This window comes from Clostridia bacterium (assembly GCA_036654455.1).
In the GTDB taxonomy this organism is placed as follows: Bacteria; Bacillota; Clostridia; order Christensenellales; family CAG-314; genus JAVVRZ01.
Window position 1 is genome coordinate 121,068 of sequence record JAVVRZ010000001.1, and the last position, 26,736, is coordinate 147,803.

25 protein-coding genes, 6 tRNA genes and 1 other annotated feature are annotated in these 26,736 nt (G+C 36.5%); of the genes, 25 read left to right on the forward strand and 6 right to left on the reverse strand.

From position 1 onward, the window contains the following. Positions 1–24 precede the first annotated feature (24 nt). From RR062_00570 to hemZ, 25 genes are all read left to right on the forward strand, one after another. Positions 25–798, forward strand: a complete 774-nt coding sequence (locus RR062_00570) for a hypothetical protein (GenBank protein ID MEG2026220.1) — start codon at positions 25–27, stop codon at positions 796–798. Between the two features lie 10 nt (positions 799–808). Then, positions 809–1,954, forward strand: coding sequence for a hypothetical protein (locus RR062_00575; protein MEG2026221.1), 1,146 nt, complete (start codon positions 809–811; stop codon positions 1,952–1,954). A 12-nt stretch (positions 1,955–1,966) separates the two neighbouring features. Next, positions 1,967–3,199: a cell division protein FtsZ gene (gene ftsZ / locus RR062_00580; GenBank protein MEG2026222.1), complete on the forward strand. Its 1,233-nt coding sequence runs from the start codon at positions 1,967–1,969 to the stop codon at positions 3,197–3,199. A 5-nt stretch (positions 3,200–3,204) separates the two neighbouring features. Then, complete coding sequence (gene asnS / locus RR062_00585; protein MEG2026223.1) at positions 3,205–4,596, forward strand: asparagine--tRNA ligase; 1,392 nt, start codon at positions 3,205–3,207, stop codon at positions 4,594–4,596. Between the two features lie 75 nt (positions 4,597–4,671). Beyond that, complete coding sequence (gene acpP, locus RR062_00590; protein ID MEG2026224.1) at positions 4,672–4,902, forward strand: acyl carrier protein; 231 nt, start codon at positions 4,672–4,674, stop codon at positions 4,900–4,902. Between the two features lie 293 nt (positions 4,903–5,195). Further along, positions 5,196–5,945: a hypothetical protein gene (locus tag RR062_00595; GenBank protein MEG2026225.1), complete on the forward strand. Its 750-nt coding sequence runs from the start codon at positions 5,196–5,198 to the stop codon at positions 5,943–5,945. A 478-nt stretch (positions 5,946–6,423) separates the two neighbouring features. After that, positions 6,424–8,325 (forward strand): threonine--tRNA ligase, encoded by a 1,902-nt coding sequence (gene thrS, locus RR062_00600; protein ID MEG2026226.1) that lies wholly within the window; start codon positions 6,424–6,426, stop codon positions 8,323–8,325. Positions 8,326–8,401: 76 nt separating this feature from the next. After that, positions 8,402–8,529, forward strand: a sequence feature (ribosomal protein L20 leader region). After that, on the forward strand, positions 8,487–9,053 hold the full coding sequence (gene infC, locus RR062_00605; GenBank protein ID MEG2026227.1) for a translation initiation factor IF-3: 567 nt from the start codon (positions 8,487–8,489) through the stop codon (positions 9,051–9,053). It overlaps the preceding feature by 43 nt. Positions 9,054–9,078: 25 nt before the next feature. Next, positions 9,079–9,273 (forward strand): 50S ribosomal protein L35, encoded by a 195-nt coding sequence (gene rpmI, locus RR062_00610; GenBank protein ID MEG2026228.1) that lies wholly within the window; start codon positions 9,079–9,081, stop codon positions 9,271–9,273. A 17-nt stretch (positions 9,274–9,290) separates the two neighbouring features. Then, a complete protein-coding gene (gene rplT / locus RR062_00615) occupies positions 9,291–9,650 on the forward strand; it encodes a 50S ribosomal protein L20 (GenBank protein ID MEG2026229.1) in 360 nt (119 codons plus the stop codon). 47 nt (positions 9,651–9,697) lie between these two features. Next, positions 9,698–10,420, forward strand: a complete 723-nt coding sequence (locus RR062_00620; protein ID MEG2026230.1) for an RNA methyltransferase — start codon at positions 9,698–9,700, stop codon at positions 10,418–10,420. A gap of 12 nt (positions 10,421–10,432) precedes the next feature. Beyond that, positions 10,433–11,173, forward strand: coding sequence for a YebC/PmpR family DNA-binding transcriptional regulator (locus RR062_00625; protein MEG2026231.1), 741 nt, complete (start codon positions 10,433–10,435; stop codon positions 11,171–11,173). A gap of 104 nt (positions 11,174–11,277) precedes the next feature. After that, positions 11,278–11,772: a crossover junction endodeoxyribonuclease RuvC gene (gene ruvC / locus RR062_00630; GenBank protein MEG2026232.1), complete on the forward strand. Its 495-nt coding sequence runs from the start codon at positions 11,278–11,280 to the stop codon at positions 11,770–11,772. Positions 11,773–11,906: 134 nt separating this feature from the next. Next, complete coding sequence (ruvA, locus tag RR062_00635; protein ID MEG2026233.1) at positions 11,907–12,476, forward strand: Holliday junction branch migration protein RuvA; 570 nt, start codon at positions 11,907–11,909, stop codon at positions 12,474–12,476. 57 nt (positions 12,477–12,533) lie between these two features. Beyond that, positions 12,534–13,610 (forward strand): Holliday junction branch migration DNA helicase RuvB, encoded by a 1,077-nt coding sequence (ruvB, locus tag RR062_00640; GenBank protein ID MEG2026234.1) that lies wholly within the window; start codon positions 12,534–12,536, stop codon positions 13,608–13,610. Beyond that, entirely contained in the window at positions 13,603–14,625 is a 1,023-nt protein-coding gene (queA, locus tag RR062_00645) for a tRNA preQ1(34) S-adenosylmethionine ribosyltransferase-isomerase QueA (protein ID MEG2026235.1), read from the forward strand. The genes ruvB and queA overlap by 8 nt, the downstream gene beginning before the upstream one ends. Positions 14,626–14,697: 72 nt before the next feature. Then, entirely contained in the window at positions 14,698–15,822 is a 1,125-nt protein-coding gene (gene tgt / locus RR062_00650) for a tRNA guanosine(34) transglycosylase Tgt (GenBank protein ID MEG2026236.1), read from the forward strand. A 62-nt stretch (positions 15,823–15,884) separates the two neighbouring features. After that, a complete protein-coding gene (yajC, locus tag RR062_00655) occupies positions 15,885–16,271 on the forward strand; it encodes a preprotein translocase subunit YajC (GenBank protein ID MEG2026237.1) in 387 nt (128 codons plus the stop codon). 70 nt (positions 16,272–16,341) lie between these two features. Then, a complete protein-coding gene (locus tag RR062_00660) occupies positions 16,342–16,731 on the forward strand; it encodes a TIGR04086 family membrane protein (protein MEG2026238.1) in 390 nt (129 codons plus the stop codon). Between the two features lie 203 nt (positions 16,732–16,934). Continuing rightward, on the forward strand, positions 16,935–18,239 hold the full coding sequence (locus tag RR062_00665) for a hypothetical protein (GenBank protein MEG2026239.1): 1,305 nt from the start codon (positions 16,935–16,937) through the stop codon (positions 18,237–18,239). A gap of 1 nt (position 18,240) precedes the next feature. Next, positions 18,241–19,128, forward strand: coding sequence for a hypothetical protein (locus tag RR062_00670; GenBank protein MEG2026240.1), 888 nt, complete (start codon positions 18,241–18,243; stop codon positions 19,126–19,128). A 56-nt stretch (positions 19,129–19,184) separates the two neighbouring features. After that, a complete protein-coding gene (gene recJ / locus RR062_00675) occupies positions 19,185–21,440 on the forward strand; it encodes a single-stranded-DNA-specific exonuclease RecJ (protein MEG2026241.1) in 2,256 nt (751 codons plus the stop codon). 41 nt (positions 21,441–21,481) lie between these two features. Then, positions 21,482–23,641, forward strand: a complete 2,160-nt coding sequence (locus tag RR062_00680; protein MEG2026242.1) for a bifunctional (p)ppGpp synthetase/guanosine-3',5'-bis(diphosphate) 3'-pyrophosphohydrolase — start codon at positions 21,482–21,484, stop codon at positions 23,639–23,641. Positions 23,642–23,655: 14 nt separating this feature from the next. Then, positions 23,656–24,267: an MBL fold metallo-hydrolase gene (locus RR062_00685; protein MEG2026243.1), complete on the forward strand. Its 612-nt coding sequence runs from the start codon at positions 23,656–23,658 to the stop codon at positions 24,265–24,267. Between the two features lies 1 nt (position 24,268). Beyond that, the gene (hemZ, locus tag RR062_00690; protein ID MEG2026244.1) at positions 24,269–25,675 is read left to right on the forward strand and encodes a coproporphyrinogen dehydrogenase HemZ; all 1,407 of its coding nucleotides are present in this window, start codon (positions 24,269–24,271) and stop codon (positions 25,673–25,675) included. Between the two features lie 345 nt (positions 25,676–26,020). On the opposite strand, the gene RR062_00695 is transcribed toward hemZ, so the two are convergent. From RR062_00695 to RR062_00720, 6 genes are all read right to left on the reverse strand, one after another. Next, positions 26,021–26,105 (reverse strand) — tRNA-Tyr (locus RR062_00695). A gap of 40 nt (positions 26,106–26,145) precedes the next feature. Then, positions 26,146–26,222, reverse strand: a tRNA-Thr gene (locus RR062_00700). A gap of 6 nt (positions 26,223–26,228) precedes the next feature. Then, positions 26,229–26,304: transfer RNA gene (locus tag RR062_00705), tRNA-Phe, on the reverse strand. Positions 26,305–26,313: 9 nt separating this feature from the next. Further along, positions 26,314–26,390: transfer RNA gene (locus RR062_00710), tRNA-Asp, on the reverse strand. A 33-nt stretch (positions 26,391–26,423) separates the two neighbouring features. Next, positions 26,424–26,500, reverse strand: a tRNA-Ile gene (locus RR062_00715). A gap of 16 nt (positions 26,501–26,516) precedes the next feature. Then, positions 26,517–26,593: transfer RNA gene (locus RR062_00720), tRNA-Pro, on the reverse strand. Positions 26,594–26,736 lie beyond the last annotated feature (143 nt).

The window sequence follows — 26,736 nt, forward strand, 5'->3', positions numbered from 1 at the left end:
CAATAGACATCGCTAGGTAGGGTTATGAGAAAAAGAATGTTAGTTATATTTTCTATATTGCTTGTGATTGTAATTATCGTAGTGCTTAGCAGTACGGTGTTTACAGTGCAGTCGTCAAATATATGTTTTTATAATGAAGACGGTTCGCTTTCAACCACTCCGCAAGAACTCGTTTCAAGCGATTTATCTAGTAGCATTAGAGGAAAAAGTATTTTCTTTTTTAGCGAAAGCAAAGCCATAGAAGCTATTCAAAGCGACCCAGAGCTAAATCAATATTTTGTTGTCGACGTGGTTAGACATTTTCCAAATAGCGTCACCATTCATTTAGCCAAACGCAATCCTATCTTTGTGCTTAGAAAAGAAGGTAAAAATTATTTACTCGACACCTTTGGCGTTGTAATTGCATTGATAGACGATGCAAGCGGATATGTCGACATAACCGACGACTTTTCGGCTTATGCGATAAATCTTATCGTTGGTCAAAGCGTAACTTGGGCAAACGTAGAAACCGGCAATCAATACAAATATATTAGTTGCGTTGCGTCGACGGTATGGAGATTTTACTACAATTTTTCCTCGATCAATACTATTATTAAAGGATTTAAATTTGATAAAGATAGATTGACTATTTTTACTAGAACGGGCGCAGAAATAGTAATTTTAACCCCGGGCGAACAGCTCGAAACAAAATGTATACTAGCGTTTAGCGTGTACGCAAGTGAAAAAGAAGATAACACAACCGAAAAAACCATAATTATGGTAGACCAAAAAAATAGAGTATCAACAGCAAATAAATAGGAAACAACTTATGAAAAATGATTATATTGCAATTTTAGACTATGGTTCAAGCAAAATTACTTGCTTTGTAGGCTCGCCTTCCCAAGAAGGATTTGTTATAAATACAATAGGGCAAAGCAAATATAGCGGTTACTCTAACGGCGAATGGTACGAACCTGAGAAACTTGCTCAGGCGACTTCTTTTGCCATCAAACAAGCCGAACAAAACTTAGGCGAACGCATTAAAAATGTGTTTGTCGGCGTTGCCGGAGAATTTGTATCTGTAATTGCAGGCGAGGCTAGTCTAGCTTTTCACACCAACAAAAAAGTTACCAAAGACGATATATCCGAGATTTTTAGCCGAGCTAATATCTACCGAGAGGCAAAAGGGTATACCGCAATTAGTCGGTCGTCCATATACTTTCTAATTAACGATACTTTGCGTACGGTAGACCCTATTGGCAAAGTCGCAAATAAATTGACCGGACTAGTATCTTTCATATTTGCTAGCGATGTTTTTTGCGATAAAGTATCTAAGGCTCTATCAAGCTTAGGCGTAAATGTAACCGAATTTATTTCAAGTAATCTTGCGGAAGCGTTATACCTTGTCGAGCCTGCTATAAGAGACGACTTTGCCGTTTTAATAGACATAGGATATATCAGCAGTAGCGTAATGCTAATTGGCGGTGACGGATTGGTATTTATGAAGTCATTTTCACTTGGTAGCGGACATATTATAGGCGATTTATTACAAGTTCTCAATATTGCTTTTCCTGTTGCCGAACAACTATATTCTGGCATAAATCTTAATCTCGAATTTACTAAAACCGATATGTACAAGCTTAAAAGCGGAGTTGAGGTTGAAGCTAATAAGGCAAGCGATATTGTACGAGCAAGAATAGAAGATATTAGCGATTACATAGTTAAATGTTTTGTAGAATGCGAATTTGAAATTCCAGCTACTACGCCGGTTTATTTAACAGGAGGCGGACTTACCTATGTTAAAGGCGCTCACGAATACTTAGGCAAACAATTAAACAAAAATATTAAAATAATTACTTCTGCCAATTCTTTGACAAATAGGCACGAATTTACTTCGTCTTATGGTTTACTTGATTTGGCAATTAAACAGCAAAAACCTAAAAAGAAAGGTTTGTTTGCTAAGTTATTCTCATAGGAGGGGAAGAATATGTTTGAGGACAACAATATAAGTTATGAAAAGCGTGAAGGCGGTACATACGTTGCAAGCATTAAGGTGTTTGGCATAGGCGGTGGCGGTAATAATGCGGTAAATCGTATGATACAAGCTAACATTAAAAGCGCAGAATTTTACGCTATTAATACTGATAAACAAGCGTTATATATGTCTTTGGTCAAAGAACCCGACCATAGAATTCAAATAGGCAGTACTTTAACTCGTGGTTTAGGCGCAGGCGCAGACCCCGAAATAGGTAGAGCCGCCGCAGAAGAAAACAAAGAAGCGATAGCCGAACTACTTAAAAATACCGACTTATTATTTATTACAGCCGGTATGGGCGGTGGCACAGGCACAGGCGCAGCCCCCGTAATTGCCGCAATCGCTAAGGAACTAGGTATTTTAACAATTGCCGTTGTAACTAAACCCTTTGCTTTTGAAGGTAACACAAGAATGAAAAATGCCGAACTTGGCATAGCTAATCTTCGCAAATGCGTGGATACTATTGTTATAATTCCTAACGACAAACTAATTACAAGTTTTTCTAGGGATATTACAGTAGTTGAGGCATTCAAAAGGGCAGACGATGTGTTAAGACAAGGCATAAGCGGTATTTCGGACCTTATAGTTTACCCCGCTATGATTAATCTTGACTTTGCCGACGTTAAGACGGTAATGCACAATCGTGGTATGGCGCACATGGGGTTAGGCATAGGAAAAGGTCCTAATAAGACGGTAGACGCAATTAAGCAAGCTGTTTTTAGCCCTCTACTTGAAACAACTATCGAAGGTAGCACGGGTTTAATTATAAATATCACAGGCGGAGAAGACTTAAAAATTTATGAAGTTTACGAGGGAGTTAAACTCGTTCGTGATGTCGTAGATCCAACGGCTTCCTTAATATTCGGCGCAGATATTAGAGAAAATATGACAGGCGAAGTTCAAGTTACGATTATTGCAACTGGGTTTGACGCTAAAAATACTCTTAAATCTAAGCCCAACGCCTTCTTTAATGAAAAAGTTGTTACAAACGCAGATAATGCCTCGCCCTCGACAAAAGATTTATACGGGACAAAGCTTACAAGCGTATACAACACAACCGAGGGCGATAAAGAACAACCGTTAACTCCCAAAGCCAAAGCTGTGGCAACTACCGTTCCCGAAGGAATTATTAGGGTTGAAGACGATAGTAGCATACCGGCATTTTTAAGAAAATTAAAGAGGTAACAACTATGAGAACATTTATTTCACAAATATATCAAGACTTTTCTAAATTTGACAATAAGCAGGTAACCGTTTGCGGTTGGGCTAGAACAATTCGTGACCTTAAAGCGTTTGGTTTTATTGAGCTTAACGACGGTACTTGTTTAAAAAGCGTACAAATAGTATTTGAAAAAGATATCTTAACAAACTTTGACGAGATTACTAGCCAAAACGTTGGTTGTGCGCTAGCCATTGACGGCATTGTTGTATTAACTCCCGATAAGCCTCAACCTTTTGAAATAAAGGCTAATGAGATTAGCGTAGAAGGCAAATCTTGCCCAGAATATCCTATGCAAAAAAAGAGACACAGCATTGAATTTTTGCGTGAAGTTGCGCATTTAAGACCACGCACAAACTTATTTAACGCCATTATGAGAGTTCGCTCTAAGGCAGCGTTTGCCATTCACTCTTTCTTTGACAGCAGACAATTTGTATATGTTCATACGCCCATTGTAACGTGTAGCGATTGCGAAGGCGCAGGCGAGATGTTCCAAATTACTACGCTAGATATAGACAATCCGCCAAAACTTGCAAACGGCAAAACCGATTACACCCAAGACTTCTTTGGCAAAAAGGCAAGCTTGACCGTATCGGGACAACTTAACGTAGAAACTTACGCTATGGCGTTTTCTAATGTTTACACTTTTGGACCAACGTTTAGAGCCGAACACAGTAATACTCAACGTCACTCCGCCGAATTTTGGCAGATTGAACCCGAGATTGCTTTTGCCGACCTTAACGACGATATGCAACTTGCCGAAGATATGATTAAATATGTTATTAAGTATGTTCTTACAAATTGCAAACAAGAGATGGACTTTTTCAACAGCTTTGTAGATAATACCTTACTAGCAAGACTAACTACGCTTGCTGACAGCGCATTTAAGCGTATGACTTACGACCAAGCGATAGAGATGTTACAACCTCATAACAGCGAATTTGATATGCCTATTAAGTGGGGCGTAGATATCGGCACAGAGCACGAAAGATACTTGACCGAGAAGATTATTAAAGGGCCAGTGTTTGTTACAAACTATCCTAAGGAAATTAAATCTTTCTATATGCGTCAAAACGACGACGGCAAGACCGTTGCGGCTATGGATATGTTAGTTCCCGGCGTAGGCGAGATGATAGGCGGTAGTCAACGAGAAGAACGCTTAGACAAGCTTCTTGAAAGAATGAAAGAACTTAATCTTAAAGAAGAAGACTATTGGTGGTATCTTGATTTAAGGAAATACGGCGGAAACAAACACGCAGGCTTTGGACTAGGTTTTGAAAGGCTTGTAATGTATCTAACGGCAACAAGCAATATTAGAGATGTTTTGCCTTTCCCACGCACAGTTAACAACGCTGAATTTTAATAAAAATGTAAATATACTTGTTTTAGTCAACAAAGTATATTATAATAAATACAAACATCAACGGAGGAATTAGATATGGTTTTTGAAAAAATTAAAAATTTGCTTGCTCAACAATTAAACATACCCGCCGAGAAGATTACTATGGAAAGCGATATTATTGCCGACTTAGGCGCAGATTCGCTTGACGTAGTCGAACTGCTTATGGCGCTTGAAGAAACATACAATATAGTAGTTCCGGACGAACTAGCTAATCAACTAAAAACAATTAGTTCGATTGTAGACTTTATCGAAAAGAATAAGAAATAAATCTTATTTATTTTTAAAACATAATTGTATTTTATCTTTACTCAAAAAGAACGTTTTAAAGCGTTCTTTTTTATTTAATTGTTAAGCGATAAAAATTAAAGACGATATACTATAAATTTATAAAAATATGTTTAAACTAGTAATCATACTTACAAAAAAGTAATGTCAAACTTAACCTTATAATATTTTTTAGCTATAAATAAAATATTTAGTTAAAATAAAATTGTTATTTTACCCTTTTCAATTAAAAAAATTATAGTTGCATATAATAGTTGTACGGGGGAAAATATATAATGTTTGAAGCGACAATTAACGCCACATACGCAAATAAAAATTATCTTGCATATATTAAAAGTCAATTAAAAGACAAAATAATAGCCGTAGAGGGTTTGCTTGAACAACAAGATATGCTTACAAGAAGTTATTTAAGCGTAGCGTGTAACGACGCTTTTGCTACGCAAATTAAAGATATTCTAAAAGATAGCGTTGCCGAAGCATTATCGCTAGGGTACAAAAATGAGTTTTTTAAAGAACAACTTAACATTAAAAAAAATACCTTTTTAACTAATACGCTTGTTAATATTATGAGCATATTTGACAATAATTTAGATAAAAAGGCTATTAAGCAAAGTATCAATTCGTTAAATAATTTGTCGCTTGAAGGTCTTTGCGATTTTAGACTTCAAAAGCTTAAAGGTAAGTGGGAAGAAATTATTAAACTAACTAACGCTTACGATATTATTCTTAATGACAAGGGCATTCTAACCGAATTTATTCTTTATTTAGCCCAAGCAGTGCCAACAACAAATAATAGTTTAACCTTAACTTTTACCCACGACGATTATTTGTTATTTTCGGATAAAAATAAATTGCTAGATAAACTTACCCTTTTTACTCAATGTACGCTTGAAGAAAGCATTATGTATAATATAATTTGCAACAAACCAAAAAGCGTAGTTGTCGTAGGTCAAATTGACAACCTAGACGCCGACTTTGTAATGTTGCTAAATTCGCTATGTATTGTTAAAAAAGTTGGCAGTTAGAATTTGCCTTTTAAGGTTAAAAACATTTGACAATCTAATATGTTTAGATTAAAATGTAATTAATTAATAACGTTATTAATTAAGACAAGTAAATAGAAATTGTTTTTGCAGAGAGTCAAACAATGGTGTGAGTTTGATAAAATTATTCTATTTGTACCACTTATTTAGACGTCGCTAACAGCCTAGCGTAAAAGGCTAATTGAGGTTAGTAACACTAACAAATTAAGGTGGAACCACGGCAATATGTCGTCCTTATTGAGATAACACTCGGTAAGGACTTTTTTTATCGGGTTAAGCGACATTTTTAAAACTTGCTATTACTTATTACTTTAACTAAGTTTTATTAAAGACAAATAGCCAAATTATTTTAAATAACAAATTTGATAAAATAAATAAATACCGTAATATTTTTAGCATAAATAAAATTAAGACAATCATAGCTAAATAAATTTAAAAATAAATATATTGGAGGATAAAAATGATTAAAATAACTTTTCCCGACGGAAAAAGTAGGGAATACGACGCTTGTAAGGCTGGCGAAATTGTAAAAAGTCTTAGTCAAGGTTTATACAAAAATGCTGTTTGCGTAGAACACAATGGTAAGTTGCTTGACCTTGAAAGTATAATAGACACCGACGGCAATTTTAAGGTTTATACTTTTGAAGACGACATAGGCAAAGACGTTTATCACCACACTACTTCTCATATTATGGCGCAAGCTGTAAAAAGGCTGTATCCTACGGCAAAGGTTGCAATCGGCCCTTCGATTAAGAATGGTTTTTATTACGATATTGAGTTTGACCACGAGATAACGCAAGAAGATTTACCAAAAATCGAGGCGGAAATGGCAAAGATTGTAAAAGAAGACCTACCTCTTGTTAGACACGAGGTTAGCAAGCCTGACGCAATCGAAATGTTTGGCAAAGAACACGAAGATTACAAAGTATTGTTACTTAACGACCTTGATGTTGCTAGCGTTTCAACTTATACGCAGGGCGAATATACCGATATGTGTAGAGGACCGCATTTGTCAAGTACCGGAAAGGTAAAAGCTTTTAAATTACTTTCTCTTGCCGGCGCTTACTGGCGTGGAAACGTCAACAATAAAATGCTTAGCCGTATCTATGGCACGTCTTTTGACAAAAAAGCCGACCTAGATAGTTATATTAATATGCTTGAAGAAGCAAAAAAGAGAGACCACCGCAAACTCGGCAAAGAACTTGAATTGTACGATATTTACGAAGAAGGTCCGGGTTTTCCGTTCTTCTTACCTAAGGGTATGCTTCTTAGAAATCTACTTGTAGACTTTTGGCGTCAAGAGCACCGAAAAGCAGGCTACAAAGAGATAAGCACTCCGTTAATTCTTAATAAAGAGTTGTGGCTAAGGTCGGGGCACTGGGACCATTACAAAGACAATATGTACACTCTAAAAATTGACGAACAAGATTATGCGGTTAAGCCTATGAACTGTCCGGGTTGTATGTTGGTTTATAAACATAAACCTCGTTCTTATAGAGATTTGCCCGAAAGAATAGCCGAAATGGGCGTCGTTCACCGTCACGAATTGTCAGGCGCATTACACGGACTTATGAGGGTAAGATGCTTTACGCAAGACGATGCGCACTTATTTATGACAGAGGAACAAATTGTTGACGAGCTTATGGGCGTAGTCAACCTAATTGACCGCATTTATGGCGTATTTGGTTTCCATTATAAAATGGAAGTTTCGACAAAACCCGAAAATTCTATGGGTACTGACGAACAATGGGAAACAGCTACAAATATGTTAATCGAAGCGCTAAATAGACTTGGCAAGGGTTACAAAATTAACGAAGGCGACGGCGCATTCTATGGCCCGAAGATTGACTTTCACCTTGAAGATAGTCTTGGGCGTACTTGGCAATGCGGTACGGTTCAACTCGACTTTCAAATGCCAGAAAGATTTGACCTAACTTATATTGGCGCAGACGGCGAAAAGCACCGTCCGGTTATGATTCACCGCACAGCCTTAGGCAGTATCGAAAGATTTATAGCCATTATAACCGAACACTTTGCCGGCGCATTTCCAACTTGGCTAGCGCCTACGCAAGTAATAGTTTTACCAATAAGCGAAAACACCGTAGAATATGCAAAGCAAGTTGCAAAACAGCTTGAAGAAGCCGACATTCGAGTAGAAACAGACCTACGCAACGAAAAGATAGGCTATCGTATTCGTGAAGCTCAACTTCAAAAAGTTCCATATATGCTAGTAGTTGGCGACAAGGAGTCGCAAGATGGCGTTGTTGCAGTTAGACAAAGAAAGAAAGGCGACCTCGGCGTAAGCTCGATAAGCGACTTTATTAAACTTATCAAAGAAGAAGTAGCTAGCAAAATAATGTAGCAACCTTAAAATAATTATTATTTTTAACTTATGTAGCAAAACGGTTGACAATAATCAGCCGTTTTGTTATATTATACGAACAAAGAAGAAATACCATTTCTCACCAACCGACAAACGTTGTTTGGTTATTCAATAAGACTTTTACAAGAGATTATTCTTGTATGACTTATAAGATGTGGTATTTTGCCACATTTTTTTTATGGAGGTTTACCACTATTAACGAACTTCAAATTAATGACCAAATTAGAGAAAAAGAAGTACGCCTTATCGCTTCAAACGGAGCGCAACTTGGCATTGTGACACGCTTTAAAGCGCAACAGCTCGCCGAAGAAGAAGGGCTAGACTTGGTTATGATTTCACCCAAAGCAGTTCCGCCTGTTTGTAAAATTTTAGATTACAGCAAATACAAATACGAACAATCTAAAAAAGACAAAGAGATGCGTAAGAATCAAAAAGTCACAGAATTAAAAATAATCTGGCTGTCAATGACCATTAGCGAAGCAGATATGCAAACTAAGGCAAAAGCGGCGCAAAGGTGGCTAGTAGAGGGCGACAAGGTTAAAGTTTCGCTTAAAATGATAGGCAGACAGCAAGCCTACACGCTTCGTGCAATAGAAGTAGTTAAAAAGTTTTACCAAATTCTTTCACCGGTATCTAAGATTGAGAAAATCCCGCTTGCCGAAGGTAGAAACGTAACTATGGTATTAGCCCCGCTTACAAGTAAATAATAGAACAATATGGAGGAAATAAATAATGCCTAAACAAAAAACACACAGCGCATCTAAAAAAAGATTTAAAGTACTTAAATCCGGCAAAGTCAAGAGAGCGCAATGTAACAAAAACCACAAATTAACCAAAAAGACAACCAAAAGAACTCGTAATCTTCGTGGAACGGCTTATGTAGATAAGATTCAAGCTAATACCATCAAGAAAATGATGCCGTACTAATAGGGAGGTAACACAAAATGAGAATTAAACGCGCAGTTAATGCGGTTAAGAAACGTAGAAAAATATTAAAATTAACAAAAGGTTATTTTGGCGCTAAGTCCAAAAATTATAGAGTAGCTCGTCAAGCCTTTATGAAGTCAGGTAACTATGCATATATTGGTAGAAGACTTCGCAAAAGAGATATGCGAGGACTATGGATTGCTCGTATTAACGCCGGCGCAAGAGTAAACGGACTGTCTTACAGCAAGTTTATGCACGGTCTTAAAGTAGCTAACATTGACCTCAACCGCAAAGTACTTTCCGATATGGCGATAAGCGACGCAAAAGCTTTTAGTGCGCTTGCAGAAATTGTTAAGACTTCACTTACTAGTAAATAACAAGAAAATCAAGCCTTGTCGTATATCGATAAGGCTTTTTTATTAAAATGATAGAGTCAAAGAACAACCAAATAATTAGCTTTACACGCAAATTATTGCAAAAAAAATATCGCAAAGAAAGCGGTCTTTATCTTGTCGAAGGGCGTAAACTTGTAGAAGAAGCTATTAGACTTAATCTTGTCGAATATATCGTAACGTCTAGCCAAACTCAAATACAGTTTGACAAGGTCTATACCGTAGCCGACAATGTTTTTTCAACGCTTACCGATACAATTAACAGTCAAGGCGTAATCGCCGTTGTTAAAATGCCCACAAACGACTTATGCGTTCCGCAAAGCAGTTGCCTTATACTTGAAAAAATTCAAGATGCGGGCAATCTCGGGACTATTATGCGTACGGCGGTAGCTACCGGCTACAATGATATTTTTTTAATAGATTGCGTTGACGCATATAGCCCTAAGGTAATACGTTCGGCGAGTTCGGCGCATTTCTTCACGCATATTTATTCTGTCGACTTAGAAACAGTATATTCCTTATTACATTCGACGCACAAATTTATTTGCGCAGATATGAAAGGGGAGAATATCTTTAACTATACGCAAAGTATACCGCTTCACGCTCTTATTATAGGCAATGAAGGCAACGGAATAAGCGATAAAGCTAGACAACTTAGCGATTTGACACTGTCGCTACCTATGAAAAATAATCTCGAATCTCTCAATGCCGGAGTATCGGCAGGAGTTTTGATGTATATATTAAGTAATAAATAATGGAGGTAAAATATGTCAGGACATAGTAAATGGAATAATATCAAAGGCAAAAAAGGCAAGAGCGACGCCGCAAGGTCTAAAATTTTTACAAAAATCGGTAGAGAAATAGCCGTAGCTGTCCGCAGTGGCGGTAGCGACCCCGATACAAACAGTTCGTTATACAACATAATCGCTAAGGCGAAAATGTCTAATATGCCTAACGACAATATATCTCGCAGTATCAAAAAAGCCTCGGGAGAACTCGGTAACGTGGTTTACGAATCAATTATCTACGAAGGTTATGGTATCGGTGGAAGCGCAGTGATATTAGAGTGCTTAACCGACAATAAAAATCGTACGGCAGGCGATATTCGTTCGCATTTTGAAAAATATGGCGGTTCGCTAGGCACAAGCAACTGCGTATCTTTTATGTTTGAACGCAAAGGCGTAATCGTAGTCGAAAGGCTTGAAGGGCAAACCGAAGATAGTTGGTTTGAGCTTGCCTTAGAATGTGGCGCAGACGATGTTATGGTAGAGGACGAAGAAGTTTTAATGTATACTACTCCGCAAGCGTTTGATAACGTTCGCAACAATTTAACCGATAAAAAAGTTGTATTAATTTCAGCTTCGGTTGATTGGATACCTAACAATACAATAATTCTTGCTCCCGACCAGCTTGTAAGATTTAACAAAATGATTGATATAATGGAAGACAACGACGACGTACAGAATGTTTACCACAACGTCGAATTGCCGGAAGTTGAAGAAGAATAGATTAGTCTTTTTTAAACTGCCTATAAAGGCAGTTTTTTTGTTTCAAACATTTTTTGTTGACTATTTTGCTTAATACATTTATTATATAGGTACTAGGAGAATAAATGAAAATACTTGGTATTGACCCCGGTCTAGCTACGATAGGCTATGGAGTAATTGAAAGGCTTGATAAAATTGATAAAGTTTTAGATTATGGCGTTATTCTTACGCCCAAAGAAGAAACTTTGCCCGTTAGACTTGCTATGATTTACGATAATGTAACTAAATTAATTATAACTCACAAGCCCGATTGCGTAGCCGTTGAAGAATTGTTTTTTTATAAGAATATTACAACCGGTATTAGCGTCGCCGAAGCTAGGGGCGCTATACTTACCGCTGTCGTAAGAGAATGTGGCAAATTGTACGAATACACGCCTCTACAAATTAAAATGGCTCTAACCGGATACGGACGAGCCGACAAAAATCAAATTCAACAAATGGTTAAGCTAATACTTAAATTAGACAAAATTCCTAAGCCCGACGACGCCGCAGACGCTCTTGCCGTTGCGCTTACCCACCTTAATTCGGGTAGACTAGGCGAAGAAAGTTACATAAAATAGTAAAATCAAGTATTTAATTATAAAAATAGTAAAATTAGAAACTAAATTTGGAAAAATTAATCGGCTAGATTTATTAATAATATAGCTATATGATAAATTAAATACTAAATGTTTAATTAAAATAATGAGGTAATATGTTATATTTTATTTGTGGTAAAATTGTAGAAATTGAAGATACCGCCGTAATTATCGAGAATAACGGCATAGGGTATCGACTATTAGTTTCAAAAAACACTACACGCAAACTCAGCGTCGGTAAAGAAACGCAATTATATTGCCATCTTCAAGTTAGGGAAGATTGCCTTGTTTTATATGGTTTTAGCGATTTAGCCGAAAAGAATTTATTTAGTCAATTAACCAGCGTTTCGGGCATAGGCCCTAAAAATGCTCTTAATATTTTAAGCGGTATGCCACTTAACAAAATTATGGTAGCTATTGTTACTAGCGACACTTCAACTTTGTGTTCGATTAAAGGCCTAGGCAAAAAAACCGCTGAAAGAGTTATACTCGAACTAAGAGAAAAATTACAAATCGACAAACCTTTGCTTAAAGAACTACATTCAAATGAGGAAGAAGAAGTAATAAGCGTGTTGAAATCTTTGGGAATAAGCAAAAATGACGCTAGCGAAAGAATTAGATTAGCCAAAGAGAATGGCTTTGTGACAACCGAAGAAATTTTAAATTACTGTCTAAAAAATTCTTAATTTTCAATAATAAGTTATTATTGAGATTAGAACAAAAAATTTGTTAAAGGAAAAAATATGGACGAACTGATTAAAAGCACAATAGATGTTCAAGAAATTGAGAGCGAGAATGTTTTAAGACCCAAAAGTATGACAAATTATATTGGGCAAGACTCGCTCAAAGAGAAATTATCTATCTATATCGAGGCGGCAAAAAGTCGTAACGAACAGCTCGACCATTGTCTTTTCTATGGTCCTGCGGGGCTAGGCAAGACTACGCTAGCCCACATAATTGCCGGCCTTATAAATACTCGAATTACTATTACAAGCGGTCCTGCTATCGAAAGACCGGCTGATTTAGCCGCTCTACTTACTAACCTATCGCAAAATGAAGTTTTATTTATAGATGAAATACATCGGCTCAACCATTCGGTAGAAGAAATTCTTTATCCCGCTATGGAAGACTATGCGCTAGATTTTATGATTGGAAAAGGTCCAAGCGCAAGAAGCGTAAGGCTTCCATTATCCAAATTTACTTTAATTGGCGCTACTACAAAAGTTGGTATGCTTTCTCAACCGCTTAGAGATAGGTTTGGCATAAGAGCTAAACTTGAAATGTATTCGGTCGAACAATTACAGCAAATTGTAGAGAACTCGGCAAAAATTTTAAATATCAATATTGATAAAAATGCAGCTTGTCAAATAGCTTTGCGTAGTCGTGGAACGCCTAGAATAGCTAATAGACTGCTTAAAAGAGTGCGTGATTACGCCCAAGTTAAAGGCAACGGCTCGATTGACAATGTAATTACAAATTACGCTTTTTCTCAACTAGAAATAGACTCTTTGGGGCTTGATAATGTTGACAAATGCGTGCTTGAAACCATTATTGACAAATTTAACGGCGGTCCTGTTGGCATTGAAGCGTTAGCTTCGGCGTCAAACGAAGATATTACAACAATAGAGGACGTTTACGAACCCTATTTAATGCAGTTAGGTTTTATCGTTCGCACGCCAAGAGGCAGAATTTGTATGCCTAGCGCCTATGCTCATATTGGAAGGGCGCTCGACGCAAATGTAAATAAATTTATAAATTCGCAAATTGACCAAAAAGTTGAAGAAAATATTGATACAATAAAGAGTGATATAAATGAATAAATCTGATTTTTATTTTGATTTGCCCAAAGAATTAATAGCGCAAACGCCGATAGAACCTCGTGACCATTCTAGACTGCTTGTTTACGATAGGCAAACTAAGCAAATAGAGCATAAGCATTTTTACGACCTACCAAATTATTTGCGTAGCGGAGATGTTCTTGTAATAAATAATACTAAGGTTTTGCCTGCAAGAATTTATGGCAAACGCAAATTTAGCGAGGGCAAAGTTGAGTTTTTGCTACTCAAAAGACTAGATTATACGCATTATCAAGTGCTGACAAAACCCGGTAGAAGCACCAAAGTTGGCGACGAAGTAGTGTTTAGCGACGAACTTAGCGCTGTTGTAACCGACATTATCGAAGACGGAGTTCGCATAGTAGAATTTTCTTTTACAGGCGTATTTGAAGATATAATCGATAGGTTAGGACAAATGCCACTTCCGCCTTATATTACTGAAACGCTTAAAGACAATACTCGCTATAATACAGTTTACTCAAAATTGCTTGGTTCTTCGGCTGCGCCTACGGCTGGATTGCATTTTACTAACGAATTATTACAAAAAATTAAAGATTTAGGAGTAATTGTAGCCGAAGTATTACTTCACGTTGGGCTAGGCACATTTAGACCGCTTAAAGAAGAAAAAATTGAAGACCATTTAATGCACACCGAACATTATGAGATTACTCAGCAAACCGCCGATATAATCAATCTTGCAAAGGTTCAAGGGAGAAGGATTGTTTCCGTTGGCACTACTAGCACAAGAGTACTTGAAACGGTAGCCGACGAAAATGGTTTTGTAAAGGCAAGCAAAGGCGAAACAAGCATATTTATTTATCCGCCTTACAAATTTAAAGCTGTTTCGGCGCAAATTACAAATTTCCATTTACCCGAAAGCACGCTTATTATGTTAGTTTCGGCGCTATGCAGTAGAGAAGAAGTTTTAAATATTTACAAGGTTGCAATAGAAAATAAATATAGATTTTTTAGTTTCGGCGACGCTATGCTATTTATCTAACATTATAATTTTACAGTTTAGTTAGATAAGTTGAAGCAATACTCTAAGTTATTATAGGTTTTAAAGGAAAATATGACAAATTTTAGTTACAAAGTTATCAAACAATCAACCACAAGCGGAGCAAGAACGGGCGAATTTACTACGCCTCACGGAGTAATTCAAACGCCTATATTTATGCCGGTGGGAACAGCTGCAACGGTTAAAGCAATGCTACCTAGTACCCTTAATGATATAGGAACACAAATTTTGCTTTGCAACACTTATCACTTATATTTACGTCCGGGCGAACAAATAGTAAAAGACGGCGGAGGACTCCACAAATTTATGTGTTGGGATAAACCTATTCTTACCGATAGCGGTGGATTTCAAGTTTTTTCCCACGCAAAGACACGCCAAATTAATGAAGAAGGCGTTGTATTTAGTTCGCATATCGATGGTAGTAAACACTTGTTTACGCCTGAAAAAGTTATGCAAATTGAGAGCGACTTAGGCGCTGATATTATTATGGCTTTTGACGAATGTTCGCAGTACGGCATAGACCACCAAGAAGCTGAAAAAGCCAAAGATTTAACCCTTAGGTGGCTAGAACGTTGTGTAAATTCGCATAAAAATGAGAATCAAATGTTATTTCCTATAATTCAAGGCAATATGTATGAAGATTTGCGTATCGACAGCGTAAAAAAGACCATTCCTTACGCAAAATGTGGTATAGCTATCGGCGGTCTTTCGGTAGGCGAGCCTAGCGAAGTTATGTACAAAATGCTTGACGTCCTTCAACCTTATTATCCCGTTAATATGCCTAGATATTTAATGGGCGTAGGCACTCCCGATTACATTATCGAGGGCGTAAGGCGAGGCGTTGATATGTTTGACTGCGTTTTGCCTACAAGAATTGCCCGAAACGGCGCTTGTATGACCTCAAACGGGCAATTACAAATTAGAGACGCTATTTACAAAACCGATTATTCTCCGGTTGACAATGAGTGCGATTGTTATTGCTGTAAAAATTTTACACGTTCCTACATTAGACACTTAATAAATTGCGACGAAATTTTAGGGGCTATGTTACTTAGTATTCATAATATTTCTTTCTTACTTAATTTGACTAAAAATATAAGAAAAGCTATCAATGAAGACTGCTTTGAGGAATTTGCAGACAAATTTTACTCAAAATATTATACTAATTACAAAAAATAATTGCCAAATCATATTTCTTAGTATATACTAATAGAAATTGATTTATATTAAAGGAGTATATTATGTTATTAAATTTATTATCATTCTTAGCCGAAACTAAGCCCGAAAATAAAAATGGCTGGGTGACTTGGGTATTTCTAGGCGTTGTTGTTGTGTTAATGGTGGTTTTACTTATCGTTCCGCAACGCAAGCAAAAGAAACAACGTGAACAAATGGTAGCTAAGCTTAAAGTTGGTTCGTCAATTACAACTATCGGCGGTATTATTGGCACAGTGCTTGATATCAATGAAACAAATGGCGATATGGTAATTGAAACAGGTATTGACGGTTCTAAAACTACAATGAAAGTTGTAAAAGGCGCTCTTTACCAAGTTAATCCCGACGTAAGCGAAATCAACAAAGAGGGAGAACTTCCCAAGCAAGAAGACACAGTTGACGAGATAAAATAATTTAATTAGTTTTATTCATAAACAATCGAACCTCCACATAGTATTTACTATACTGTTTGGAGGTTTTCTTATGTCGCAGAATGTTATAAGTTGCAAACGCAATCTACTTAGCGAATCGTTAAAAGCAGGGTTGTTCTCCTTTATTATATGTACTTTTTTAGTATTGTTACTGGCTTTAATAGTTAAGTTAACACAAATGTCCTCAAACGCTTTGCCTATTATCAATCAAGTTATCAAAGGCGTAAGCGTAATAGCGGGTACTATTATTGGAATACGAGGTAGCAAAGGACTATATAAAGGGGCGCTTGGCGCAATTCTTTTCGTAATATTTACCACAATTATTTTTGCTTTACTAGGCGGTAAATTTGACTGGAAACAAATTGGGCTTGATGTAATTATGTGCGTGCTACTTGGCGGAGTCGTAGGCGCTATTCGTTCAAATAAGACAAGTAAAGAATAATATATCATAGGCGATTTACCCATTTAAATTTAATTTGTAGCAAGTTTACAAGGAAGATAAGCTTATCTTCCTTGTTTTTTTATGATAAATTTACCTAAAAAAGCTAGAAGAACGCAACAAAATCTTAAAATCAATTGACTTAATTGACATTTGATATTATACTTTACAAGTTAGTTATTTTATAAGCATTAAGGAGTAAACTTATGTCAAAAACAAAATCTGTTGTTCTTTTTACAATCATAATTGCAGTAATGTTGTTTTTAACTGTTTTTGCCGTGATACCCGAATTTCATATTGGCAGAAATATTTATCAATCGCCGATTACCGTACTTCCCAAAGGTCAAGATATTTACAAAGGTCTATACACCGATTTCAAAATCACTAGACCGGGTGGAATGACCGACGAAGCTTTCAATGAGTCAAAAGATAAGACTATATCTATACTTAGAAAAAGACTGGGAGATTATAACCTTAGCGACGCAATAATCTTGTCAAACGACGATGTTTATGCGATAAGACTGCCTACTTCGTTAAACGCTAAAATGGCAACCGGCGTTTTTGCGCAAAGAGGTTTGTTTGCTATTTCTACTACTGATAATCTTAACGACCCATCTAAAATAATAATATCTAATGCGCATTTATCTTCGATTGATACTGGGTTTTCCCAACAAGCAAATAAATTCTACATTTCCCTTAACCTTACAAAAGCAGGTAAAGCGGCAGTCGAGAGCGCCACAATGTTTGCTTCTTCGTCAAACAAAATTAATTTGACGCTTTTCCTTGATGGCGAGAAATTATATTCTGTGCCGGTCGAAGCGCCAATGTCGTATGATGTTTTAACTATTCCCTCAGATAACGAAGAGAATACCAAACTAATTAAGGCAGTATTGTCTTATGGAATTCTTCCTATAAGTTTGACTGTTGAAGAAGGCACGTTTATTGCTCCTGCGTTTGATACTGACGTTGTTATGTGGCTTATGATATCACTGGTTGTATTTATTGTTGCAATCTTTGTTTCACTATCCATCGTTTATGGCGTAGTCGGGCTAGCTAGCGCTTTATCCTTGGTAGTTTCTCTCTTAGCTACGCTTGCCTTATTAACTTTTGCTTACACTCCCGAATTTACTATAAGCGGAATTTTTGCCGTAGTATTTGGAATAGCCTTATTTACAGTTTGTTCGGTCAACTTCTTGCAAAAGACTAAGTCAATCGCTTTAACAATCGACGAACCCAATATGCAAAAGAGAATGTTTATCGCAACCGGTAGGGCAAGAAAACTTACCGATATGACAACGGTTAAAATTTGCAGTTTATGCGTTCTTTCCGCCGTTGTTTTAGCTTTCTTTGGTTACGGCACGTTTAGAATATTTGGCGTAGTCCTAGCCTATATGTCGCTTGCAACTTTGTTATGCAATTTGTTTGTAACAAGACCTCTTGCATACTTGCTTATCAATATTACAAACTGTCGCAAATGTCTGGCTCTACCTAAAAGCGAGGAGGTAAAATAATATGAAAAACAAATTAATTATCATTTCGGTTATATTTGCGCTTGTTATCATACTCGGCGTTGTTAGTATTTTTGTAACTGATATCGGCGGTATCGATTTTAGCAAAGGGAATAGCCTTGTTATTACAAATAAGCTATATAACGAACAAGGATTTGAAGATTATATCAAAAAATTAGACGCCGAATTTGCAACTTTGGGCGTAAAACCTCAATCTAAGCAATTATTAAACAACGCTTACGATGAAGTTTTGGGTGTTTCTTACGAATTCTACGCATTAAATCAAGAACAACTTAAAGCTATCGGTACTTCGGCTACTAACGACAACGTAATAGTTAAATCACTAGCTATTGACGGTAGCGCTAGCAAACAAAAATTAGTAATGGCTTCAATAGGCGTTGGCGTGTTATTAGTTATACAATTTTTATATTACCTAATATTTAATAAATCTACTAATGGCGTAAGAAGCGGACTTGTAGCTACTTGTTTAACTTTACTTGCTGTTATTTTTGCTTGCGGAATTGCCCTTACCCTTTGTCTAATCGGTATTAAATTTGCAGTTTTAACAGCTATGGGTATTTTTGGCGTAGCTTTTGTTAGCATTTTTACAAATGCCTACATTTTTTCAAAACTTAATATTATTGCAAAACAAAATGTAAAGAATGTTAGAGAGCATAAAGACCTTGTTTCTTATTCGCAGGCTATTGCAGAGAGCAGAACGCCTCTTACGGCTGTTTATATGTTCTTATCGGTTGCCTTAGTAATATTAGGCGCTATCGGTATGTTCTCGCTACTAAGCGTTGTTGTTACCGCTCTACTAGGAATTTATTTTGCCGGCGCAACAAGCTATATGTTTTTATTACCTCTTTGGGAAAAAAACCAAGCTAAATAAAACCTAACAATTATTACAGCCTACCTGCAACGGTTAGGCTGTTTTTTGGTATTTAAATGAAAAATAATTTTTGTCAAAAATGTGAATATAATCAACAAGATGTCGAATTCTTTTGTCAAAGGGGCGTAGATACAGCCTTTGCTAAGATTTTGTCATCTCGTGGCGTCGATTGCAAAAATTTTGACAAATTTTTTAATTTCGATTTTTCCAACTTTTACAATCCTTTTTTAATGAATAATATGGATAAAGCCGTCGAGCAAATCAAAGAGGTTATGCTTAACAACCAATCTATATTAATTTATGGCGATTATGACGCTGACGGAATTACCGCAAGTAGTATTTTAAAGTTATTTTTTGAAGATAATGGCGTTTATTGCAAGTGCATTATTCCTAGCAGAGCCGATGGATACGGACTTCACGTTGAAAATATTAGAGAGGCATTTGAAAAAACTCGTTATAATCTTGTAATCACGGTTGACTGTGGTATATCTAATAAGATTGAGGCAGGGCAAATACTTAGCGAATTTAATACAAAATTAATCATAACCGACCACCACGAATTGCCCGCTGAACTACCCGATTGTCTTTGTGTTAATCCAAAGATGGGCTATCCTTTCGCTAATCTATCCGGCGCAGGCGTTGCCTTTAAAATTGTTCAAGCCATAGCGGGAATTGAGGTCGCATCAACTTACGCCGACCTTGCCTGCGTAGGAACAATAGCCGATATGATGCCTCTTGTAGACGAGAATAGAGATATTGTAAAATTAGGACTTGCTAATTTTAATCACAAAGGATTAGTTATTCTATCTGCAAATTCTCAAAACAACAAAAATCAAGTGACCGCAAGCGATATCGCATTGAGAATTGCGCCAAAAATTAACGCTGCCGGTAGACTTGGCAATGTCGAACTTGCCTTAAATTTACTTTCAGACCGTCACTATATGAATAAAAATACGGCTGAAATGCTTACCGACCTTAACCAACAACGCAAAGATTTGTTAGAACAACTTTTGCAAAGCGCCGAAAGTAAAATAATTAAAGATGATTTTTTACAAGATAAACTAATATATATCTACGACGACAACTGGTGTAGCGGAATTCTTGGAATTGCCGCAAACAGATTTAAAGAACAATATAATATGCCTGCCGTCGTGCTTACAAAAGACGGCGACAACTACGTAGGCTCGGCTAGGGGAATTGACGGAGTCGATTTATTTGAGCTTTTTAATGCTAACAACAATTTATTGGTTAAATTTGGGGGACACAAGGCCTCAGTAGGTTTTACGGTAGCAAAAGAGAACTTATTTGCTTTACAAGATGCGCTTTCAACTGATTTGAATAAACTTAACGGCGAATTATTTAATCCTGTTTATTACTACGATTTGCCATTTGAGGATAGGTTTTTAAATAAAGATTTTATTGCCTTGCTCGACAGTATGCAACCTGTTTTTCCACGTGCAAACCCGGTATTTTGCTACACCGGTTACTGTAAATCAGCATCGTTATTTGGGCAAGATAAAAATCATTTAAAAATTACGCTTGACAACGGACTAGAACTTAAAGGTTTCTATAAATTTGCAAAGTTTTATACTCAACTTAACACTTCTTGTCAATGCGAAGTACTATTTTCGCTTGAAGAAGACAAATATAGCAAAACAACTTGCGGTATAATTATACAAATTAAGGTTAATAATTCACTATATTTTGACGATTTGTATGCTCAAAATTATATAATGCGTCTTGGTAATTCTAATAGTTTGCAATTAATTGATAAATCGCAAGTTGAAGAATTACTTAATGAAAATACAATAGCGGTTTTCAATTCTTATGTAGAATTTGAAGAGTATGCCAAAGAATTCGATTTTTCTAACTATTATTTAGATATTTTTGAACAAACTAATTTTTTTACTAAGTGCGTAATGATTTCGCCCGTAAACAACAACGTGCTTAAATATTATAAAAATGTTATTTGTTTTGGCAATTACAGTCAACTTTTCGCCAATTACGGTCAGGGCTACCTATATCAAAAAGTTACCCAAACTCCGCAATTTATTTCTCAAAAAATAGATAGGGATATATGTTTAGCAGTATTTAAAGCCTTAACAAAGGGCAGTAGGGCAAATTCTCTTAAAGAATACTATGATATTTCTCAATTTAGCGATATAACATATACGCAATTTTTGCTTGCGATAAAAGTTTTTTGCGAACTTGGACTAATTGATATTTTCCAACCTTTCAAAATAGCAATAGACAATGATAAAAAAGTAAACCTAACTAATTCTCAACTATACAACCATTTTAACCTAGTTTGATTTTTGTTGTATTTTTAGCTTTTTAGTGGTAAAATATTATTATGGACGATTTAAGAACAAAAGAATTAACTGAAAATTTAATTAGTAAGATAAATTACTACTATCCTAAGGACGAACAAACTATTATTGAGGCGCTTAAATTTGCTTCTGCGGCTCACGAAGGTCAGTTGAGAGCTAGCGGTTCTCCTTATATTAGTCACCCCATACAAGTTGCCGATATTTTAATCGATTTAGGGTTAGATTCGGCTACTATTTGCGCTGCGCTTCTTCACGATACGCTTGAAGACACCGAAGTAACCGACGCAATGTTGCGTGAAAAATTCGGCGACACAATAGGCGACCTTGTGCAAGGGTTGACCAAACTTGCAAAAATTCACTTTGACACAATCGAGCAAGAACAAGCTGAAAATATTCGCAAAATGTTTTTCGCTATGGCAAAAGATATAAGAGTGCTTATAATTAAGCTTGCCGATAGATTGCATAATATGCGTTCGCTAAGTTACCTTTCAAAAGACCGTCAGCTTGCAATGGCGAGAGAAACTATCGAGCTTTACGCTCCGCTTGCTGGTCGTCTTGGTATTTCTCCAATTAAGTGTGAGTTAGAAGACTTGTGCTTGAAATATCTTGACAACCCAATGTATGAGTATTTGTCAAAAAATATTGCGCAAACCAAAGTCGAAAGGCAAGAAATGGTTGATGCAATATTAATTGAGCTTAGAGAAATTGTAAAAGACGCTGAAATTCCCGACGCTGAAATATCGGGTCGCACAAAGCACTTTTATAGCATATACAAAAAAATGAAAAATCAACATAAGACGTTAGACCAAATTTACGACCTAACTGCCGTACGTATTATTGTTGATTCGGTTAAAGACTGTTTTACCGTACTAGGTTCTATCCACGCTAAGTGGAAACCTATTCCCGGTCGCTTTAAAGACTATATTGCCGTTCCAAAGCCTAACAGATATCAATCTTTGCACACAACAGTTATAACTAATTTTGGCGTGCCTATCGAAATTCAAATTCGTACTTACGAGATGCATAAAATTGCCGAATATGGTATTGCTGCGCACTGGAAATATAAAGAGGGTGTAACTGGGGACACTCCGCTAGACGACAAACTTCAATGGATAAAAGAATTTTTGGCTTACGAACCCGATGTAAATAGTCACGAATTTCTTGATATTATTAAAAAAGATATTTCAATTAGCAACGAAATATATGTCTTTACCCCTAAGGGTGACGTACGAGCCTTAAAAGCAGGTTCTTCTGCGCTTGACTTTGCCTACGCTATTCACAGCGAAGTCGGCAATCATTGTGTTGGCGTTAAGGTCAACTCTAAAATTGTTCCGCTTGCAACAACATTAATAACCGGCGACGTTGTCGAAGTATTAATCAATCAATCTAGCAAAGGGCCGTCAAGAGATTGGCTAAAAATTGTAAAAACGTCTTCGGCAAAAGTTAAGATAAGACAATTTTTCAAACGAGAACTTAAAGACGAATATATCAAAGCCGGCAAGCAAATGCTTGAAAAAGAGGCTAAACATAAAAATTTAACGCTTTCGCAACTTCTTACCGACGAAGCGGTCAAGGCCGTTTGCGACCGATATATGTACAATAATCTTGAAGAAATGTACGCTTCGGTAGGCTATGGGGGTATTCTTGTCAGCCAAATTATGCTTAAACTCATATCGGCAAATAAGCAATTAGGCAAAATTGAAGAAGCCGTAACCAAATCAAAGTCTACGCCGTCAAAAGATAACGCAATTACTATTAAAGGTCACGATGACTTGCTTGTTAGATTCTCCGGCTGTTGTTCTCCCGTACCGGGCGACGAAATTATCGGGTATATTTCTAGGGGTAGGGGGGTTTGTATTCACCGCAAGGACTGCGTTTCCCTTAAAAGCTTAGAGCAAGTTCGTTTAATAGAAGCGGAATGGACATCGCTAAGCGCAAACGCAACTTTTTCTGTTGATATTCAAATAGTTGCCGAGAGCCGTAGTGAAATTTTTGCCGACATAACAAAAATGGTTTCCGCCGAACAACTACCGCTACTTGCAATCAATGCAAGACGGGACAAGAACCATAACGCTATCGCTATAATTACAGTTGAAGTAACTAATCAACAACAAATCGCTCATTTAATAGAAAGGCTTAAATCTTTGCCTAGTATTATAAATGTGTTTAGAACTACTAAATAATTTGGAGAAAAACTATGCTGACTATTTGTAAACAAATCGGCGTTATAGGCACAAATTGCTACGTTGTAGTCGACCAAGAAACTAAAACTTGCTTGATTATTGATTGCGCTTATGATGGTAAAGAGATTGAAAATTACATACTGCAAAATAATCTTATTCCGCTTGCTTTTTTGCTCACTCACGGACACTTTGACCATTGTGGCGGAGTAGAAAATATCTTAAAAGAATTTAAACTTCCCGTATATTGTCATATAGAAGACGCCGAAATTGCTCGCAAGGCAGGGTCTAATCGTTGGGGCGCTCCAAGCTGTGATTGCTATGTTACTAACCCGATAAGCGACCAAACAAGCCTTAAAATAGGGTGTTTTGACATTAAAATTTTGCATACTCCGGGTCATACGCAAGGCAGTGTTTGTTATTTTATAGAAGACGGTATGTTTTCGGGCGATACTCTTTTTGCAGGCGACGTTGGTAGAACCGACCTTGCCGGCGGTAGCGGTATCGAGCAACATAAATCTATGCAAAAAATTAAACAAATTAAGCAAGACTATAAACTTTTTCCCGGACACGAAGAAAGTTCGACTCTTAGTTACGAACAAACGCATAACGAATATTTGTTGAGGTAAAATGGAACTTTATACAACTAACTTAGGCTTTGCAAGCGACTTAATTGATGTTGCAAAGCTTTTTATTATTAATACTGAAATTAAAAATACCGACAATTTGTCGGCGGACATTGTTCATAAGTCGAATATATCCAATTTTATTTTAACTAATCAATGTTTTTATAAGCAATTTAGTTTTTCTAATACCATAGCGATTGATAAAAAATGGAACTTACTCGAACAAAAGCGTTACGCAAAGCGTTATGCCAAACTTTCGGTATATTTTTGTCTTAAACAAGCCTATGATAAATCTTTGCCGTGGGGGAGTTTGACGGGAATTCGTCCTTCTAAACTTGCCCAAGAAATTATTGATAGAGAAGAAGGCGACTTCGCCAAACTTTTTGGCAATCTTTTTGATGTTTCTCAACCAAAAATTCAATTAATTAGCGATATTTTAGCTAATCAAAATGGTTTAAAACAGCTAGACGACAACGTCGTTGACTTCTATGTAAATATTCCTTTTTGTACAAGTCGTTGTAGCTATTGTTCATTTACTAGCGGAGTAATTAGTTCGTTACGCCAATTTGTCGAACCTTATGTCGATAAATTGTGTACTGAAATTGCTATTTTTATAGAAATGTGTAAACAAAAAGGCAAAAAAATTAAAAATATCTATTTTGGAGGCGGAACGCCGACTTCTTTAAGTTGCGCCGAATTAGAAAAAATTATAAAGCTGTTTAAACCTAACGGAGAATTTACCGTCGAAGCTGGACGACCTGACACAATAGATAACGATAAACTGGCTATGCTAGCAAATTATGGAGTTAATAGAATATCAATTAATCCGCAAACTTTTAACCAATCAACGCTTGATTTGGTTGGTCGTAGGCATAGCGTATTAGACATTTATCAAAAATATAATCTTGCAAGCAAATATAATTTTATTATTAATATGGACTTAATCGCCGGACTTCCGCAAGAAAATCTTATAATGTTTGAAAATTCTATAAAACAAACCTTAAACCTTTCTCCGCACAATATAACCGTACATAGTCTAGCGCTTAAAAAAGGTAGCGAACTTAAAAACAATGCCCAAGTTAGCGACCAAAAAGTTGTAGCCGATATGGTAGATTATTCTCAAAGTCAATTGTATAAGGCTAATTATTCGCCTTATTATATGTACCGACAAAAATACGTAAGCGAAAGTCTAGAAAACGTTGGGTTTTGCAAAAATAACACCCAATGTCTATATAATATTGATATTATGGAAGAAACAACCTCGATTGTAGCTTGCGGTTGTAACGCTATAAGCAAACGAGTTTTCGTTGGTCAAAACCGCATTGAAAGACAGGCAAACGCCAAAGATATCGTCACTTATTTAAATGATTTTGATAGATTTATTTCACAAAAACAAAAATTATTTGATTAAATTTTCATAAATTAAATGTAATTAGCAAAAATAAATATTATTCATAACTATTAAAATGCGTCTCATTAATTTAACATATTTTTCAATATGTATAACTTCTTGGGGCGCATTTCGAATATAGTCATTTACATTAAATTAACAATTAAATTATCAAAAGATTTAATCTTACCAAATTGAACAATATAAATAATGCAATAGGGGTATCAAAATTTTAAACATATAACTTATTAATAAAATATTAAATATAACAAGAGCAAATATTGTAAATAAATACGCTAAAATACAATATTTAAAATATACAATATATTTACAAAATAAAAAAACACAAGAAATGCTCTTGTGTTTTGGTGGGAAGAGGTGGATTCGAACCACCGTAGCAACTTGCAACAGATTTACAGTCTGCCCCCTTTGGCCGCTCGGGAATCTTCCCAAATTGTAAAATATTTGTGTGTAGTTTGATTATAAAAAAATGGAGCTGGTGATGGGAATCGAACCCGCAACCTATTGATTACAAATCAATCGCTCTGCCTAGTTGAGCTACACCAGCGTAAGTTGGTGCCTCGGGGCGGACTTGAACCACCGACACGGGGATTTTCAGTCCCCTGCTCTACCACCTGAGCTACCGAGGCATTTGCTTGTGGCGACCTGGATGGGACTCGAACCCACGACCTCTAGCGTGACAGGCTAGCGTTCTAACCAACTGAACTACCAGGCCAAAAGACAAAGCAAACACTTGTTAAAATATACTTGGTGGGGCTTCAGGGACTCGAACCCCGGACCAATCGGTTATGAGCCGACCGCTCTGACCAACTGAGCTAAAGCCCCAAAAAGGATTGTTATATGGTCGGGGTGAAGAGATTTGAACTCCCGGCCCCATGGTCCCAAACCATGTGCGCTACCAAACTGCGCTACACCCCGTTGTATTACCTACAACAGCCCTACTAATTTACAATATTTTTAGCTAATTGTCAATACTTTATCGGTATTTTTTTTATTTTTCTTTTTTTTAATTTAAACTCATAATTTGTCATATTTAGGCAATGTTTTCTAATTTTGTGGGA